Source organism: Psychrobacter sp. APC 3279 (genome assembly GCF_030407795.1).
In the GTDB taxonomy this organism is placed as follows: Bacteria; Pseudomonadota; Gammaproteobacteria; order Pseudomonadales; family Moraxellaceae; genus Psychrobacter.
In genome coordinates this window covers 65,470-81,554 of record NZ_JASDCR010000002.1, presented here as the reverse complement: position 1 = coordinate 81,554, position 16,085 = coordinate 65,470, and the positions used below count along the sequence as shown (strand labels likewise).

Below are 16,085 nucleotides of genomic sequence, written 5' to 3'. Positions count from 1 at the left end.
GCATGACCACTATTGGTAACCAGCCCGCCAAAGGCATTTAAGTACGTATCAGCATTGCTCATCACTGGCTCCTAACCACATTATTTTCGATAATCATTATTTAAAAAAGGTAAATCAAACTCTCAACGCTCACAAGCGAAAGCCGTATCAAAATAACTATATTAAAACCGCAAACGCTTTTGTAATTGTTGCACACCAATAGAAGCACTTAAGCTAATCACAAAATAGACAGCACCAGCACCTAGGATATAAGGCGTGAGTAATCCCATTAGCTCACCGCGTACATAGGCTGCGCGGAAAAAGTCGGTCAAGCCAATGGCAAATACCAGTGTCGTATCTTGGAATAAAATAATACATTGCTGCAAAATCAATGGCAGCATCTTACGAAAGGCTTGTGGCAAGATGACTAGACGCATGGTCTGCCCATAAGTCATACCGAGCGCTTTTGCCGCATTGACCTGCCCGCTACCAATCGATTGAATACCAGCACGTACCACTTCTGAGAAGTAAGCCGCCTCAAACATCATAAATGCGACCACACAAGAGGCAAACGCAGCATCGAGTTGCAGGTACTTACCCGCTACCCAAAGATAAATCATCGGTACAGCAAAGTAGAACCACAGTAATACCAATAGCAGTGGCACAGAGCGGAAGTAATTGACGTATAGCTTTGCTGGAATTTCAAGCGCTTTGATACCTGACAAGCGCATCAATGCCAATACAGTTCCTAAGCTGATACCGCCTAAAATAGCCAAAAACAGCACTTTTAAGGTGGTAAGCATGCCACCCATCAAACCAGGATAGGCTGTTGCCAATTCGGTCATATTCATTTCTGACCTCCCGCAATAAGCCCAGGCACACGCAATTTACGTTCAATCAATCCCATAATAGCGATTAAGGATAAGTTGAAAACCAAGTAAATAATCGTCGCGTAAGTATATATCTCGATACTATTTTGAGTATATTCGCTGATGGTTTTGGTTTGGCTAATCAGCTCCATTACCCCCACAAGCGAGGCCACAGAAGCGTTTTTGAAACAGTTCGTTAGCTCAGAGCTGAGCGGTGGCAAGATAATACGAAATGCCTGCGGTAGCAGTACTTCTTTATAGACTTGTGGAATACTAAACCCTAACGCGTAGGCTGCGTTAATCTGTCCATCTGGTAATGACTCAATACCCGTCCGTACCTGTTCAACGATACGAGCAGCGGTAAATAAGCCCAAACCGATACTGGCTGATAACATGGCTGAGGTATTCGGAGACAAGTCCTTATACCACCATTCTTGTATCGTCGGCGTGAGCCAGCCAGGGGCGATATAAAACCAAAAGAACAGTTGAACAAGCAATGGAATATTACGAAAAAATGTCACATAAGCCGTACCGATTGCACGAGCGGTCTTGTTGGGCAAGGTACGCATGATACCGAAGATAGTACCGACGACCATCGCGATGGCCCATGCGATACTGCCAATCAATAGCAGCCAGCCAAGACCTGTGATCATCCAATGGATATAGAGCTCGTTGCCAATACCAGTCTGCTCAAAGAGCACACCCCAGTTCCAGCTATAATTCATGGTTGTCTCTCCGAGCAACGATTGATAAGCCTATACGTCAAATAAAATACTGGCTATCTGAACGTATAGGCAAGCTATGTTGAGGGACAATGAGCGTTACTGCGCTGCTGCTTCTTTAGGCTGAGCGCTGTCATGCGGATTGGCAATCAAGGCCTTTAAGTTGTCTGACATCTCAAAGTTTAGATTGACGTTCTTTGGTGGGATTGGGTTCAAGAACCACTTGTCATAAATGCTATTGATTTCGCCTGAGCTAAAGACATTGGCAAGTGCTTCATCGACCACAGCTTTGAATTCAGGATCATCCTTACGCATCATACAGCCATAGATTTCAAACGATTGCGGCGTACCGACGATGACCCACTCATCAGGATTTTTTGCTTTGGCTTTTTCGCCAGCGAGCAGTACATCATCCATCATAAAGGCATCAGCGCGACCATTTTCTAGCATTAGAAAGCCTTCGCCATGATCTTTTGCTGAGATGATATTGGTATCCATTTTATTATCATCGTTGTACTGACGGATATAACGCTCTGAAGTCGTGCCTGCTGTCGTTACCAGAGTTTTACCTTTTAGGTCTTCAAAGTCTTGAATACCAGAGTCTTTTTTGGTCAACAGACGCGTACCAATTTCAAAGAAACCGTTTGAGAAAGCAACTTGCTTTTGACGTTCTTCATTATTGGTGGTTGAGCCACACTCAAAATCTACCGTGCCGTTTTGTACTAATGGGATACGAGTCTGCGAAGTGATTAGGTTATAGCGAACGTTAAGGTCTGGCATGTTTAGCTTTTGCTTAACGGCTTCAACCACTTTCATTTCCAAGTCGTGAGCATAGCCAATCGGTTGGTTAGGATCATCAGCGATATAAGAGAAAGGAATAGAGGAATCACGGTGACCGACGACAATAGTGCCAGAGTCTTTGATTTTCTGTAGCGTACCGTTGGTGGTGGTTTCTGTCGTCGCTGCATCATCTGCTGGCGCATCAGTGCTGGTCTGGCTGCTGTTATTACATCCCGCTAAGCCTAATGCTATAACAGCAGCTAAAGTCAACGGTTTGGAAAATGAGTATGTCATGAAGTACATCCTTTTATCGCAAGATTGAGTGAGTGCTTGGACGACATAGGTCTGATTGACCCGACTGCCCCGCATCCGTACGGTTGTTGCTGTTGTTTATCACAATGCAACTTAATGTTACTGTACAACAAATTTGCAGTAGAGGGTGAATTTTTTTTGAGAGAGTACATATTTATGAATATATTTATATTCTAACTATAAAATATTGGCTTATGGCAGCTATCTATTCAGAACTTTGTACAAACAGCTGCTTGGTTTTTTAAACCCATTATTGACAATTACTACTCATAATCATCCAAACAGTCTGCTAAGTGAGATTGATAAATCGGCAGTAATCCCCATAAAGCAAACAACTTCTCTATACTACAAATGACTTATGACTCAAGATATCCAAGTCCCAAATACGGACAGCCAAACTACTGGCAATCATGGCAGCAACGACATTCGCCAACGTTTCTTTGTTGAAGATTCGCCCGTGCGCGGTGATGTGGTACGTCTATCACGCAGCTACGCGAGCACGATTGCGCAAAAGCCCTACCCTGAAGCCATCAAACGCTTATTGGGTGAGATGCTGACCGCAGCAAGTTTGCTAATCAGTACGGTTAAAATCAACGGTCGCCTGTCTATTCAGTTGCAATCATCAGACAGTGACAGCTTACTAAACTGGGCGATGGCAGAATGCGATCAAGACGGTATCATTCGTGCGCTTGCTAGCTGGAAAGGCGAGACGGATGAGCAAGTACAAGCGTGGGACAATATGACCCATGCCAAAGAAGCGTTTGCTGAACTTGGTGCGATGGGACAAGGCGTATTGTTTATCAATATTCAGCCTGATGGCGGTGAGCCATACCAAGGTATCGTTGAGCGTAGCCATGACAATCTAGCGGACTGCTTAGCGCATTATCAAAAGCAGTCGGCCCAGATTCCAACGTTGATTAACTTGGCATCTGACGGCCTACAAGCCGGTGGTATCTTGGTACAAATGCTACCGCGTACTGCTGAAGAAACGTCTGAAGTTGAGCAAAATCAAGATGCGGGTATCGACGATGATTTATGGACACGCTTGTCTGTATTGACGCGCACGGTAAAAGCAGAAGAACTAACTACACTGGATGCTAACGAAATACTCTATCGCTTGTATCACGAAGAAAACATCGTTGCCCCTGAGCCTGCCCCTCTATCATTTGGCTGCACTTGCTCACGTGAAAAGTGTGAAATGGCAATCGAGCAAATCGGCGAAGCAGAAGCGTTAGATATCGTCGAAGAGCAAGGTGGTACATTCGAGATGGATTGCGGATTCTGCGGTGAAGTCTATAAATTTAATAAAGATGATGTAGCAGCGATATTTGCTGAGTAAGTTTTCTTACTTACTATAAGACAATGTTTATAGAAAAAAACCCTCAAGCGTCATGCTTGAGGGTTTTTTATTTTTATCATTAAATCACTACACCGCCACATCCAGACTTCTAGGATAAGAATGTATGCGCGGACGTCCAGCGTAGTCACTTCGCCCATTATCAAGTAGCCATTCAACCACCTGTTCGCGCACCCGTCTACTATGAATCAAGTTCATATGATTAACACCATAAAACACCGCTTTATGACCATCTGGCACAAACAAAGCATGCTCAGCGTCATCTTCACCTAAGGCTGAAGCCACCGATACCAAGCTGTCTCCTAGCAGATCCGTTACCTTAGAATCATAATGCGTCTCAAGCAAAGCACTGGCGACAAAGTAAGTTTTAATACCACTTGGCAACCGTGCAGGATGACGGAAATCTTGTGGTAGTACGCTACGTCCTTCTAATGCTTTCCAATCCGCATCACGAATACTGCCATGACGTAGATCGATAATACCGGCACTGCGCATATCACCGAGCTTGGCCAGTGAGCCTGCAAATGGCAGCTTGGCAATGATGTCTTGCACATAATTACCGATACGCTCAAGCACTGCCCCATGATGCGGCGAACCTAGCGTGATAAGGTTGCCCACGCGCTTGATCCAGTCTAAGCGATCTTGCTCACCATAAAACAGTGCACTGCGAGAGACCAAACCGCCCATACTATGTCCAACCAAATCTATCTGACTGATATCTGGGTTGTCATCGACCAGCGCTTGTAGCAATTGGGAGAACTTACGGCCGCTACGCGAGATACGGCGGCCCGTATTGTAATCCAGATACAGCACCGTGGTATCAGGCTGGCTCATATGAATGGCCTCGCCCAGATCATTATCTGTTTGGGCTTGCCAGCTTAAATGACTCATACATAGGCCATGGCACAAAATAGCGATGCGGCCTGATAGCACTTCACTTTGTGGCTTACCGTCTTGAGTGTATAGCATCATCGGAATGGCGAGCGCATTTTGATTATTGACAAGATGGTCACCCATGACACCATTGAGTACATTGACCAGTTTTTTTAGTGAATCTGGTAGTGGCTGCACTGACTTTTGGAGAATCAGGTTTTTGTATATGCGTAGTACAGACGCCAGATTATTACCGACCATTTGCATGACATGACGTATCGTGCCATAGATACGTCCAGTAAATCCGCGCGACCATTTATTTAAATGTTTGTCATTGAAGCGGCCTAGCGGACGCAGAATAACTTCACGGTGAATGGCTTCTACGATTTCTGTAATCTCAACCACACCCATGGTGGCAAGCTGCGCCAACCCTTCAAAAAAATCAGCCAAAGACACAGGGGTTTTGTTGATTTCATCACTGTCATCTGAATCTGCTAGTAGCTTAACCAGTTCATCCATATCGATGGCTTCGAGTTGGTCGATCTGTTCATATAGATGACTGTGTAGCGGTACACTCGCATCTGGGACAAAATGCGCATCGAGCTCATGATGAGTACGAGTATAGCTACTATCGTTTTGAGCGTCGCTGTCACTAACACTGTCGTTATAAAACACCTTTGGACTGCTCATAATATTTGCACATTCAGCGAGAAAAGTAATGGTCTATATTATCCTGTAACTGCAGCAAAGAGAAGTGAATGGTTTGACTTTAGAGCGGGATGACGACTAGCAGAGCTAGATAGGTGATAGACGGTCTCTTTAACTATTAAATCAATATAATAATAAAAAATCCCAAGCCTTAGCTTGGGATTCTTATGGTTATGAGTACTCTGGTTGTGTCTAATATACGCTTACAGCTTATCCATCTACGTCGTACTGTCAGCCGTATCAAATGATTCTGCCAGAATGACATCGCCATCCTCGCGAGTAATCATCACAGTCGCTGAGCGAGGAATACTACCGCCAGCGACAGCGCCCCATGTGTTGCCCGGATGCTGGATGTTGATAAACAGCGTTTTGAAATCTGGCGCCATGGTGATACCTGTTACTTCGCATCCTTCAGGACCGACAAAGAATCGTTTGATATTGTCATTGCTGGCAGATGTACCGACTCGGGTCGACTGCCCTGCCGATGTGGTCGTCATCGATCCATCACTGACCTTACCCGGTAGTGCCGCGAGCAACATACAGCTACTGGTATCAGTATAAGCGCCGTCATCTGTCTGAATCCATAAGACACCGCGTGGGTCAAAATATAGCCCATCAGGTGAAGAGAAGTCATTATTGTCATTTAGCTGAGATAAGTTTTCTGCTGATAAGTCACTTGGCGCACCAAACAGATAAATGTCCCACTCAAAGCTCGTTGCGGCATGGTCGCCGCCCGCTTCTGCCCAGCGAATAATGTGACCATTGTCATTACCAAGCGCTTTTCCGCTTGATTGATAGCTACGCGGATTGGAAGCTGAGACAGGCTGGTCGTCACGTACGCCGCGATATTTATTATTGGTTAATGTCACATAGACATCACCCGTCATAGGACTGACCGATACCCATTCAGGTCGATCCATCTTAGTAGCACCAGCAGCATCGGCAGCAGCACGGGCGAAGACCAACACCTCATCTTGCCCATTGAATGGCAGTACACTATTGAAAGCATCCAGTCCGTTTTGACCATGGACGAGAGCTTTCCATTCACCGCTACCATCTTCGTTAAATACCGCCACGTATAGCGTGCCGTCATTCAGATATTTGTCACCTGCTTTTAGTCCGCCGCCGATGTCCGAGTTTGACCACATCGCTTTGGAGACAAACTTATAAATGTACTCACCTCGGGCGTCATCACCCATGTAGAAAACTACTGGCTTACCTTGCTCGACAGGAGCATACGCGCAGTTTTCATGAGCGAATCGGCCCATTGCGGTACGCTTTTTTGGGACAGAGTTTTGGTCAAAAGGATCGATCTCTGCGATATAACCAAAGGTATTGAACGCATGGCGATAATCATCAGTAGAACTCATGCCCACAGCAGTCATATCCCAACGCGAAAACTCGTCTGCGATTGTGGCATCTGCAGCGTCTGGGGTATGCCATAAGTACTCCCAACCCGGAAAATTCTCCGTCGCGCCGTAGCGCTCACGAGCGTAGTTCTCGCCATCGCTTAGTTGACTGGCATCTTGCCCTCGTGCAAATACGCCCAAGAAGTTCTCTTCTGTGGTCAGATAAGTGCCCCAAGGTGACAGGCCTGCGCCGCAGTTGTTATTGATACCGCGAGTCTGATAGCCTGTCGGATCAAACTTGGTTTTGACTAAGTCCGAACCTGCCACAGGGCCAGCCAATTGCGCTGTTGTACTACTGGTGATACGGCGATTGTATTTTGAATCAGGTACCATCTCATAACCCATACCATCTGCGCGGCGTGTTAACTCAACCACAGATACCCCATGGCAGTTGACTTCACGGCGGACGTCGCTCGCGAGACGCCGGTTTTGAAAAATAGGCGCAGCATCGTTATCTTGAGTCACATAGTAACCGAATGGGCTGAGCTCACTGCTATTGACGTACTCATGGTTCATGACCAGCAGACCATTTTCTGATGCTTTGACATCGTAGGCATTGCCTCGCTTGCCAAAAAACCACATACCATCGTGATTGTCACCCATACGCCACTCAAACGACTCCGCTGACTGCTCACGGTTGTCTTTCCAATCTTCGATACCAGACATAAGCGGGGTACCTAAAGGCAGTATCATCTCTGCCTTGTAGCCTGCGGCAACCGTCATAACATCCGCTGTTGAATGCGCGACTGCCTCAAACTTTAAGGTATCAGGACGCTTTAGATCACCTTGTGCAGGGATAGCGGCATTATCGTCATTACCAACCATACTGCTATCGTTATCTTCACTACAACCGACCAAAGGTAATGCGCCAAAAAACGCAGCAGCCGTCAACCCTGTACCGCCCTTTAGGATACTACGGCGGTTCATTCGGCGATTGATAATGGTCTGAAAATCGATATTATCAGTAGGATTTGAGTCTTCAACCACTTCGTGGGCAAGCGTTCGTTCGTTATTCAATGATGTCATTATCAGTCACCTTGCTATTAGGCTAGATTGGCAAAAATTTCCGCGCAGCTTTACAACTGCAACCCCAAAAGTACGAATTCCGCTTAAGTGTACTGAAGACTTATGACAATATGCTGAAGGATAGATGACAAACTGGTGACAATCGACTGTACTGATGATGATTGAAAAATAGAATGATTAGATAGTCAGCATTTTTTTCAGTTAGCAAAGTTAAAAAATAAATATAAAGGCTTAAAAGCAAAAAATCCAAGCAATTGCTTGGAGTTTTTAATATAAGTCTGTTATTGCAAAAAAGGTTACTGTACCTGTGATACCCACTCATGAGCACCCAGTTTTAGCTTAAGCTGATCGCCTGCGTGCAACACACCAACGCCGCTTGGCGTGCCAGTCATAATCACATCACCTGCTTGCAAGCTAAAAGCATGACTGATATTGACCAGTAATTCATAGACAGGAAATAGCATTAAGGCACTATCGCCATCTTGCGTTAATTTATCATTGATAGATAACTGATACTGTATACTCTGCAGATTACCAAACGCTTGTGGGTCGAGCCAGTCAGCAAGGACGCAAGCTCCGTCAAAACACTTAGCACGCTCCCACGGATGACCTTTTTCTTTTAGCTTGCTTTGCAAATCACGCAAGGTCAAATCTAGCCCCAATGTCACGCCACCAATCGCTTGCTGAGCTTGCTCAATCGTCGCCATAGATAAATCAGCTGATAGCTGAATACATAGCTCGGCCTCGTAGTGAGTCTCGCCAAACAGCTCTGGACTTGGGCGAACCACATCACCACGGATAGAGACCACTGAAGACGCAGGTTTCATAAATAGTATCGGCGTGGTTGGCACTTCATTGCCCAACTCTGCAGCATGTGCCGCATAGTTGCGACCAACACAGACGACTTTACCAATAGAAGCACGTAATCTTTCATTATGATTGATAGCGCCCTGCTCAGCATTGACACCAGCTGCAATGGCGTTCGCTAATGACTCGTGTGGCGATTGGCTCATACTAAACTCTCCCTGTAAATGATGGCTATTCTATCAGCAGCCCATACTCTATTGTCTACAGTGACTCTGACGACTTTTAGTTGCTAGTTGCTAACTATGGAATCGTGTTGGTCACGACATCTGGCGGTACATAACTGGCATGACGGTTCATACGCTTTTCGAACATTCTAAAGCTAAACAAGATAACCCACGACAGCAATAGATAGACGATACCAGCGGCAAAGAATAGCTCCATCAAGGTATAGGTACGCGCACTGATCGTACGAGCAACACCTGTGATATCCATCAATGCAATAGTCGAAGCGAGTGCACTACCTTTTAACATAAAAATAACTTCGTTACTGTATGCTGGAATCACAATACCAAATGCGCGCGGCAGCGTAACCCGTGTTAGCTTTTGCCATTTAGACATACCAAGCGCATCAGCAGCCTCAAGCTCTCCAATCGGAATCGTCTGAATCGCACCGCGTATAATCTCTGCTAGATAAGCACTGGTATTGAGGGTAAAGGCAATAATGGCACACCAATATGCTTGGCTAAGTACCGGCTCCCATAAGAACGACTCGCGTACGGCCTCGAACTGACCTAAACCGTAATAAATTAGGAATATCTGTACCAGCAGCGGCGTACCACGGAAAAAGAAGATATACAGGAATGGTAGTATCTGTACCACCCAGTTCTTAGACAGGCGTAACAACGCCAAAACCAAACCAAACAGCAATCCAATCACACCTGAAAACAAGACCAGCTGTACGGTCAATACCGCGCCGCCTAGTAAATCAGGGATATGGTCAAAAATGACCTGCCAATTCCAATCCATAGTATCTCTCCTCTACCCTATGGTCGATTGACTGTGAGTGGATTGACGGCTTATCTTTTTGGCATAGCGTGCCGCAGGATTGGCGCGCCACTCAAGCCACATCATAAAGCCAGTAATCAACATGGTCAGACCCAAATAAATAATCGCTGCTGCCATATAAAAGGTAAACGGCTGCTGTGTAGACTGTGCCGCACGCGATGACTGATACATGATGTCCTTGAGACCCACGACCGATACCAATGCGGTATCTTTGAGCAGTACCAGAAATAAATTTCCCAAACCTGGTAAAGCAATCTGCCACACTTGCGGCAACGTGATGCGATAAAAAGTCTGAAAAGGACGCATACCAATCGCTTGCGCAGCCTCTCGCTGCCCTATTGGAATCTCTTGAATGGACATGCGAAAAATCTCAGTCGCATACGCACCAAAAGCAATAGACAGCGCCATGACACCACCCCAAAAAGCACTAATCTCGACATAGTCGTTATAGCCAAATTTTTTGAGGATGCTCATCAATAAGATAGAGCCGCCATAATAAATAAAGAGCACCAATAGCAGCTCAGGAATACCGCGCATCGTCGCAGTATAGACAGTCGCAAGTTTACGCAGCAACCAGATATTGGACATCTTTGCGGTTGCGCCGAGCAAGCCTAAAGCCAGACCAATGATTAAACTGGTCACAGCTAGCTGTATGGTGACGGTAGCGCCGCTCAATAAAAGCGCGCCAAATCCTTGTAAGTCAAACACGATTATCCACTCAGTCTCTTTATATTAGCAATTAGGGCATGTCTTCAATTCAATCGATAGACATCTAAATGGTTTAAAAACGGCTAAATTTTGCCAAACGGCGTCAAATAGCTGACTAATATCTCGATATTATTTGCGCTATTTTCCTTGTTTGACTGCAATTTATCTCATTTTTATTACCATTTTTAAAATGAAGACACGCCCTAGCAAAATATGAGTTAAAAGAATCAGCATCAATAGCTGAACGCGGCGAAACACCGTATTTTATACCAAATCAATAGGGATGGTCGGCATCAAAAAATGACGTCAGAAGAATACGATTAACGCTGTGATAATTGACACAGTAGAAATGAGCGCTGATTTTATCATATTCACTCGCCGTGATGTTAATACTGACGCGTAAAAGCTGCGCCTAAACCGTACTTAAACAGACACTTGCCTTTAGAGGCATACAATCAGCCGACTAAATTTGAGCAAAATTGGTAGGCCGCTACGATGTATATTCGTTGATATAACGACAAATAAAAAAGGACATCACCATGATGGTGATATCCTTTTATTGATCAAAACAATATTTTTTGACTGCTATCTTTGACTACTGTTAGCTATTAACTAGCGTTTTCTGTCGCTGGTTGCTCGCTAATGTCTGCATCTGCATCCGTATCTGCGTCTTCATCAACTGTGCTCGTTGCAGACGCTGGCACCGCAAAGTACTTTTGATTGATCTTATCGTAAGTACCATTAGCTTTTATATTAGCAAGAGACTGATTGATCTTTGCTTGTAGCGGATCGCCTGGGCGTACTGCTATCGCAAAGTTATCATTGATATCAATTTCATCACCTTTGAGCGCATATTTGCTACCAGCATTTGAGCTCAGCCATTCTATCGCAGGCAGCTTATCAGAAATCATCGCATCGACACGGTTTGAACCGAGATCCAAAAACGCATTGCTCAACGTATCATAAAGCTTCATATTGGCTTTTGGATACGTGTCTTCTAGCCACTGCGATGAAATGGTTGAACGCTGTGCAGCAATAGAATGCGAGTCGATATCGCTGTTGTTACTAGGGTCAAAGCTGCTGTCTTTTTTGGCTAAAAAAACCAAGGCATTGCTAAAGTACGGATCGGTAAAGCTCACCTGCTGCGAACGCTCTGGAGTAACAGACATCGCGGCCACGATTGCATCGTACTTACCTGCTTTTAGACCTGGGATAATACCGTCCCAGTCCTGCGCCACAATCTCACAAGTTACCTGCATATCCGCACAGAGTGCATTTGCTATCTCAACATCAAAACCACCCAGTGTCCCATCGGCATTGGTATAGTTAAAAGGCGCATAGGCCCCTTCTGTACCGATGCGCAATACATCACCTGTAGACGCTGCCGTTGCTTCGGTAGCCTCTAGATTGGTATCAGCGGCACTCTCTTGGCTATTGCTACAGCCAGCAACGGTGAAGGCCGTCGCTAGTGCAAGCAATGACATAGACAGACGACTGGCTACATTAATGTTAGATTTGCCAGTCGTGGCATGGATTGGGGCACAATGGTTGCTCATGATCATCCTTGGTTTTTTCTTGAGTAAACAACACGTCTTCAAACAACAGCAGTCAAACTGCTAGATATCGTATTAGTTAGCTGGTGCTTCTTCTTCAGTAACTATTACTTCTTCGACACTATCAGTTGTTGCCACCGCTTTTTGTGCTGCAGCCGTTGAGCTAGTACCAAAATAGCTACCCGTGATTTGATCATAGGTGCCATTGTCTTTTAGCTCAGCCAATGCCGCATTGAACTTAGCAACTAACGGATCGCCTTTACGGAAGGCAATACCCATCGCATCATCATTGGTGCTGATTTCTTCACCTTTGACTTCGTAGCCTTTGCCTGCGTCTGTTTTTAACCAGTCGATACCCGTTACTTTGTCAGACATCATACCGCGCACACGGCCTGAGGTTAGATCTAGATAAGCATTGTCTTGCGTATCGTATAGTTTGATATCAGCATCTGCATGCTCGTCTTGTAGGTATTGCGAGGCAACAGTTGAGCGCTGTGAGGCAATTGGTAGACCTGTTAGCGACTCAACGCTTAAGTCATCACCCTTTTTGCCGATCAAGATGATACCGCTATGGAAGTAAGGGTCGCTAAAATCAACCACTTCTTTACGCTCAGGCGTGATAGACATACCTGCGATAGCTGCATCAAATTTCTGTGCGTTAAGCCCTGGAATCAAACCGTCCCAATCTTGAGAGATGACTTCACACTCAGCTTTCATTTGCGCACATAATGCGTCAACTAGCTCAATCTCGTAACCAATCAGTTTGCCATCTGCATCGGTATAACTGAAAGGCTTATAGCTTGATTCTGTCGCAATTTTGATATTTAAAGGTGCTTCAGTAGCGGTGTCAGCTTCAGCATTTTCTGCTGGTGCTGAGCTATTGTTACAACCTGCCAGCATTAGCATCGCTGCGCTAAGCGGTGCTAGCCACAATGCTTTTTTACTCATTGATGATGTCATTGAAATTGTCATAAGTTTTATTCCTTAATATATTTACCAGCTGTATCGTCAATCACTGCTTGCTGATTTATGCTTATAAACACCGTTTATTTGAAATATGCTTGGTTTTAAGCATTACTCGCATCAAACGTTACTTGTTATAAGCATAAATCTTCAGTGAGTCATTATTGACCAAAGTTCATCTGCTCAAGACGTGCAAGCTCACCGTTACTACGGATTTCGCTCAATGCTTTGTCAAAGTCAGCTTTGAGTGAGTCACCTTTACGTACAGCAATGGCAATATTGTCATCGTTATCAATTTCATCACCAACGATACCGAAGCCCGCTGCATTTTCTGCTAACCATGATTTGGCAGAAACTTTTTCAGCCAATACGGCATCGCTACGACCAGATTTTAGATCTAGATAGGCATTGTCATAGTTGTCATATAACTGAACGGTGTTGCCTTCTTTGCCTTCATAGTTATCTTGTAGATAAGCACCTGGCGTAGTAGAGCGTTGACCACCAAGCGTTGCGTCTTTAATCGCCATAGGATCAAAACCACCATCCGTGTTGGTTAGCCATACCATTGTATTGGCAAAGTACGGCTCGCTGAAATCAACTTTTTCTTGACGCTCAGCGGTGATAGACATACCTGCGATCACGGCATCGTATTTTTGTGCCAATAGGCCTGGGATAATGCCGTCCCAATCCTGTGCAACGATTTCACACTTGGCTTGCATCTGATCACACAACGCATTGGCAACATCGACATCGAAACCTGCCAAGCTGCCGTCAGCGTTGGTGTAGTTGAATGGAGGGTAAGCGCCTTCGGTAGCGATACGTATGGTTTTACCAGTGGTTTCTGCTGCAGGGGCGTCAGCGTTGGTATCGGTAGTTTCATCGGCAGGTTGGCTACAAGCGCTCAACATCAATGCAGCAGTAACGGTCATCGATGACCACAATAGGCGAGAATTCGACATCATACGTTCCTTAAATTCTGATGGGTTTTACATAAGTTTTTGACAGGATTTTCTGACTTAGGGTTCTGATATTTTGTTCTCTGACGTCCCTGCCAGATAAGCAATATAGATAGCAGAATAACAGACAGCCACAAGACGTGACGGCCTATAAACCTTTTGATAATACCTGAGTAAAATATCAAAAACAAACGTTTTGCATACTCATAGTTATCATTGGGCAATAAACAGTCAACAATGTTTACGTTACAGTGATTTTACGTTTGGCAGGATGAAGGGTGGCAAGAGCGTTGCCACCATTTGTATTGGACATGATATTAAGCAAAAAACTAATAACTAAGTAGGACGGTGTGATGCCATAAAGTCTTTAACACGCTCAGAGGTAGGGTTATCAAAGACTTGCTCAGGTGTGCCAATCTCTTCAACCACACCTTGATGTAAAAAGACGACTTTGCTTGATACTTCACGGGCAAAGCGCATTTCGTGAGTAACGATAAGCATCGTACGTCCCTCTTCTGCTAGCTCGCGCATTACCGCAAGCACTTCGTTGACCAGTTCAGGATCTAGCGCAGAGGTTGGTTCATCAAACAATAGGACTTGTGGCTGCATAGCAAGCGCACGAGCGATTGCGACACGCTGACGCTGACCACCAGATAAGTTGGCAGGATAAGCATCTTTTTTATCGAGCAGGCCGACTTTATCAAGCAGCTTTTCTGCATCGCTAATTGCTTGGTCTTTTTTAATCTTTAAGACCTGCGTTGGCCCTTCGATGATGTTTTGTAGAATGGTCTTATGCGGCCACAGATTAAAGTTCTGAAAGACAAACCCGACGCGAGCGCGCAAGCTTTCTAGCTGCTTTACGTCTGCTGCTTGTAGCTCACCTGATTTGGCAGGTTTTAGCATCAGCTCTTCGTTACCGATCAAGATACGACCATGATTGGGGTTTTCTAGAAGATTAATACAACGCAGCAACGTCGACTTACCTGAGCCAGATGAGCCCAAAATAGAGATAACATCGCCATCATAGGCAGTCAGGGAAACCCCTTTTAATACCTCTAATGAGCCGTAGCTTTTATGGATGTCTTGTAAGTCTAGGGCGATAGGCCGAGTCGGGTTTTTTGCAGTATCAAGCATGGTTCAGCAGACTTCCAATAAATATGAGTGAAAACACGAATAAAATAAGAGCTATATCTATATATAGTACAAGCATCTAGATGCATTATCGTAATATGCCTGATGAGGCAAAGAGAAAAATGCCATATTGTCTCTTATTACGCAGTAAAAAGGCAAATATTGTATTTAACCAACGGGTTAATCAGCTTCTAACAAACCGTGAATACAAAAAAGCCCAGACTGCATTTATCGCTCTGGGCTTTATTTTATCACTTTAGAATACGAGACGTTGTGTTATCTGATAACTGCCTATTTATAGTATGTGCTTAGTACATTTAATATGTAGTTAATCCATTCTATAATATGCGATTAGTACGTCGATACATGCTCTGAGTCTTCAGTACCGTCCATCATATCCGCATCTTCTGCTGTCGCCACTGCCACATCATCGTTATTGGTAACGTCCATACCTTCATCATCGGCACTAGCAACGGCCACATCGTCATTGTCGCTCGCTGTTGCACTTTCTTCTACAGAGGTTTGAGCGTCTACAGTAGTATCAGCTTCAGTTTCCATCGGTGTGTCGTCTTTTTTGCTACAAGCACCTAATGCCAAAGCACCTGCTACCAAGCCAACCGTTAACCAATTTTTATAAGTTGTATTTTTCGTAGCCATGTTCGTTCTCCATCACTCATCATAATAAGATTAAGTACTATCTACTGATAGCCTTGCTGTTTTAATGCTTACTATATTGAGGATATCTCGCAGCTACCTTAGTATTTACAGCGCAATTCTGTTAAAAACACGTAAAGATATAGTGTAGTACTGATAACGCGCTTATTTTAAATAAACACCGCTTAGCATCAGCAATATTACTTTAAATAA

The 16,085-nt window shown here is 44.7% G+C and carries 14 protein-coding genes; 1 reads left to right on the top strand and 13 read right to left on the bottom strand.

Features of this window, described 5'->3' with window-relative positions; all coding sequences use genetic code 11:
• Positions 1–161: 161 nt before the first annotated feature.
• The 3 genes from QL898_RS01285 to QL898_RS01275 all read right to left on the bottom strand — a co-directional run bounded on the left by QL898_RS01285 (position 162) and on the right by QL898_RS01275 (position 2,644).
• Positions 162–830 carry an ABC transporter permease subunit gene (locus tag QL898_RS01285; RefSeq protein ID WP_101205580.1) on the bottom strand — a complete coding sequence of 223 codons (669 nt, stop codon included), beginning with the start codon at positions 828–830 and terminating at the stop codon, positions 162–164.
• On the bottom strand, positions 827–1,573 hold the full coding sequence (locus QL898_RS01280) for an amino acid ABC transporter permease (protein ID WP_057758328.1): 747 nt from the start codon (positions 1,571–1,573) through the stop codon (positions 827–829). Before QL898_RS01280 ends, QL898_RS01285 begins: the two co-directional genes overlap by 4 nt.
• Before the next feature lie 96 nt (positions 1,574–1,669).
• The gene (locus QL898_RS01275) at positions 1,670–2,644 is read right to left on the bottom strand and encodes a glutamate/aspartate ABC transporter substrate-binding protein (RefSeq protein WP_201547890.1); all 975 of its coding nucleotides are present in this window, start codon (positions 2,642–2,644) and stop codon (positions 1,670–1,672) included.
• 376 nt (positions 2,645–3,020) lie between these two features.
• Here QL898_RS01275 and QL898_RS01270 point away from each other — a divergent pair, with 376 nt between their 5' ends.
• Entirely contained in the window at positions 3,021–4,001 is a 981-nt protein-coding gene (locus tag QL898_RS01270) for an Hsp33 family molecular chaperone HslO (RefSeq protein WP_057758325.1), read from the top strand.
• Positions 4,002–4,088: 87 nt separating this feature from the next.
• Here QL898_RS01270 and QL898_RS01265 read toward each other — a convergent pair whose 3' ends face one another.
• From QL898_RS01265 to QL898_RS01220, 10 genes are all read right to left on the bottom strand, one after another.
• Positions 4,089–5,582 carry an alpha/beta fold hydrolase gene (locus QL898_RS01265; RefSeq protein ID WP_290175524.1) on the bottom strand — a complete coding sequence of 498 codons (1,494 nt, stop codon included), beginning with the start codon at positions 5,580–5,582 and terminating at the stop codon, positions 4,089–4,091.
• Between the two features lie 236 nt (positions 5,583–5,818).
• Positions 5,819–8,035 (bottom strand): PhoX family phosphatase, encoded by a 2,217-nt coding sequence (locus QL898_RS01260; protein ID WP_290175523.1) that lies wholly within the window; start codon positions 8,033–8,035, stop codon positions 5,819–5,821.
• Positions 8,036–8,331: 296 nt separating this feature from the next.
• A complete protein-coding gene (locus QL898_RS01255; RefSeq protein ID WP_290175522.1) occupies positions 8,332–9,048 on the bottom strand; it encodes a fumarylacetoacetate hydrolase family protein in 717 nt (238 codons plus the stop codon).
• Positions 9,049–9,142: 94 nt separating this feature from the next.
• Complete coding sequence (locus QL898_RS01250) at positions 9,143–9,868, bottom strand: ABC transporter permease (RefSeq protein WP_101205569.1); 726 nt, start codon at positions 9,866–9,868, stop codon at positions 9,143–9,145.
• A 12-nt stretch (positions 9,869–9,880) separates the two neighbouring features.
• Positions 9,881–10,615, bottom strand: a complete 735-nt coding sequence (locus QL898_RS01245) for an ABC transporter permease subunit (protein WP_290175521.1) — start codon at positions 10,613–10,615, stop codon at positions 9,881–9,883.
• A gap of 608 nt (positions 10,616–11,223) precedes the next feature.
• Positions 11,224–12,171 (bottom strand): ABC transporter substrate-binding protein, encoded by a 948-nt coding sequence (locus QL898_RS01240; RefSeq protein WP_290175520.1) that lies wholly within the window; start codon positions 12,169–12,171, stop codon positions 11,224–11,226.
• A gap of 72 nt (positions 12,172–12,243) precedes the next feature.
• A complete protein-coding gene (locus QL898_RS01235; protein ID WP_290175519.1) occupies positions 12,244–13,140 on the bottom strand; it encodes a transporter substrate-binding domain-containing protein in 897 nt (298 codons plus the stop codon).
• A 152-nt stretch (positions 13,141–13,292) separates the two neighbouring features.
• Positions 13,293–14,093, bottom strand: coding sequence for a transporter substrate-binding domain-containing protein (locus QL898_RS01230; protein ID WP_290175518.1), 801 nt, complete (start codon positions 14,091–14,093; stop codon positions 13,293–13,295).
• A 330-nt stretch (positions 14,094–14,423) separates the two neighbouring features.
• On the bottom strand, positions 14,424–15,221 hold the full coding sequence (locus tag QL898_RS01225) for an ATP-binding cassette domain-containing protein (RefSeq protein WP_057758311.1): 798 nt from the start codon (positions 15,219–15,221) through the stop codon (positions 14,424–14,426).
• Positions 15,222–15,569: 348 nt separating this feature from the next.
• Complete coding sequence (locus QL898_RS01220) at positions 15,570–15,875, bottom strand: hypothetical protein (protein ID WP_179799076.1); 306 nt, start codon at positions 15,873–15,875, stop codon at positions 15,570–15,572.
• Between the last annotated feature and the right edge of the window lie 210 nt (positions 15,876–16,085).

What these genes read in the sequence shown, in the direction of transcription:
- QL898_RS01285 (WP_101205580.1), bottom strand. Translation starts at nt 830, where the DNA reads ATGAATATGACCGAATTGGCAACAGCCTATCCTGGTTTGATGGGTGGC.
- QL898_RS01280 (WP_057758328.1), bottom strand. Translation starts at nt 1,573, where the DNA reads ATGAATTATAGCTGGAACTGGGGTGTGCTCTTTGAGCAGACTGGTATT.
- QL898_RS01275 (WP_201547890.1), bottom strand. Translation starts at nt 2,644, where the DNA reads ATGACATACTCATTTTCCAAACCGTTGACTTTAGCTGCTGTTATAGCA.
- QL898_RS01270 (WP_057758325.1), top strand. Translation starts at nt 3,021, where the DNA reads ATGACTCAAGATATCCAAGTCCCAAATACGGACAGCCAAACTACTGGC.
- QL898_RS01265 (WP_290175524.1), bottom strand. Translation starts at nt 5,582, where the DNA reads ATGAGCAGTCCAAAGGTGTTTTATAACGACAGTGTTAGTGACAGCGAC.
- QL898_RS01260 (WP_290175523.1), bottom strand. Translation starts at nt 8,035, where the DNA reads ATGACATCATTGAATAACGAACGAACGCTTGCCCACGAAGTGGTTGAA.
- QL898_RS01255 (WP_290175522.1), bottom strand. Translation starts at nt 9,048, where the DNA reads ATGAGCCAATCGCCACACGAGTCATTAGCGAACGCCATTGCAGCTGGT.
- QL898_RS01250 (WP_101205569.1), bottom strand. Translation starts at nt 9,868, where the DNA reads ATGGATTGGAATTGGCAGGTCATTTTTGACCATATCCCTGATTTACTA.
- QL898_RS01240 (WP_290175520.1), bottom strand. Translation starts at nt 12,171, where the DNA reads ATGAGCAACCATTGTGCCCCAATCCATGCCACGACTGGCAAATCTAAC.
- QL898_RS01235 (WP_290175519.1), bottom strand. Translation starts at nt 13,140, where the DNA reads ATGACAATTTCAATGACATCATCAATGAGTAAAAAAGCATTGTGGCTA.
- QL898_RS01230 (WP_290175518.1), bottom strand. Translation starts at nt 14,093, where the DNA reads ATGATGTCGAATTCTCGCCTATTGTGGTCATCGATGACCGTTACTGCT.
- QL898_RS01225 (WP_057758311.1), bottom strand. Translation starts at nt 15,221, where the DNA reads ATGCTTGATACTGCAAAAAACCCGACTCGGCCTATCGCCCTAGACTTA.
- QL898_RS01220 (WP_179799076.1), bottom strand. Translation starts at nt 15,875, where the DNA reads ATGGCTACGAAAAATACAACTTATAAAAATTGGTTAACGGTTGGCTTG.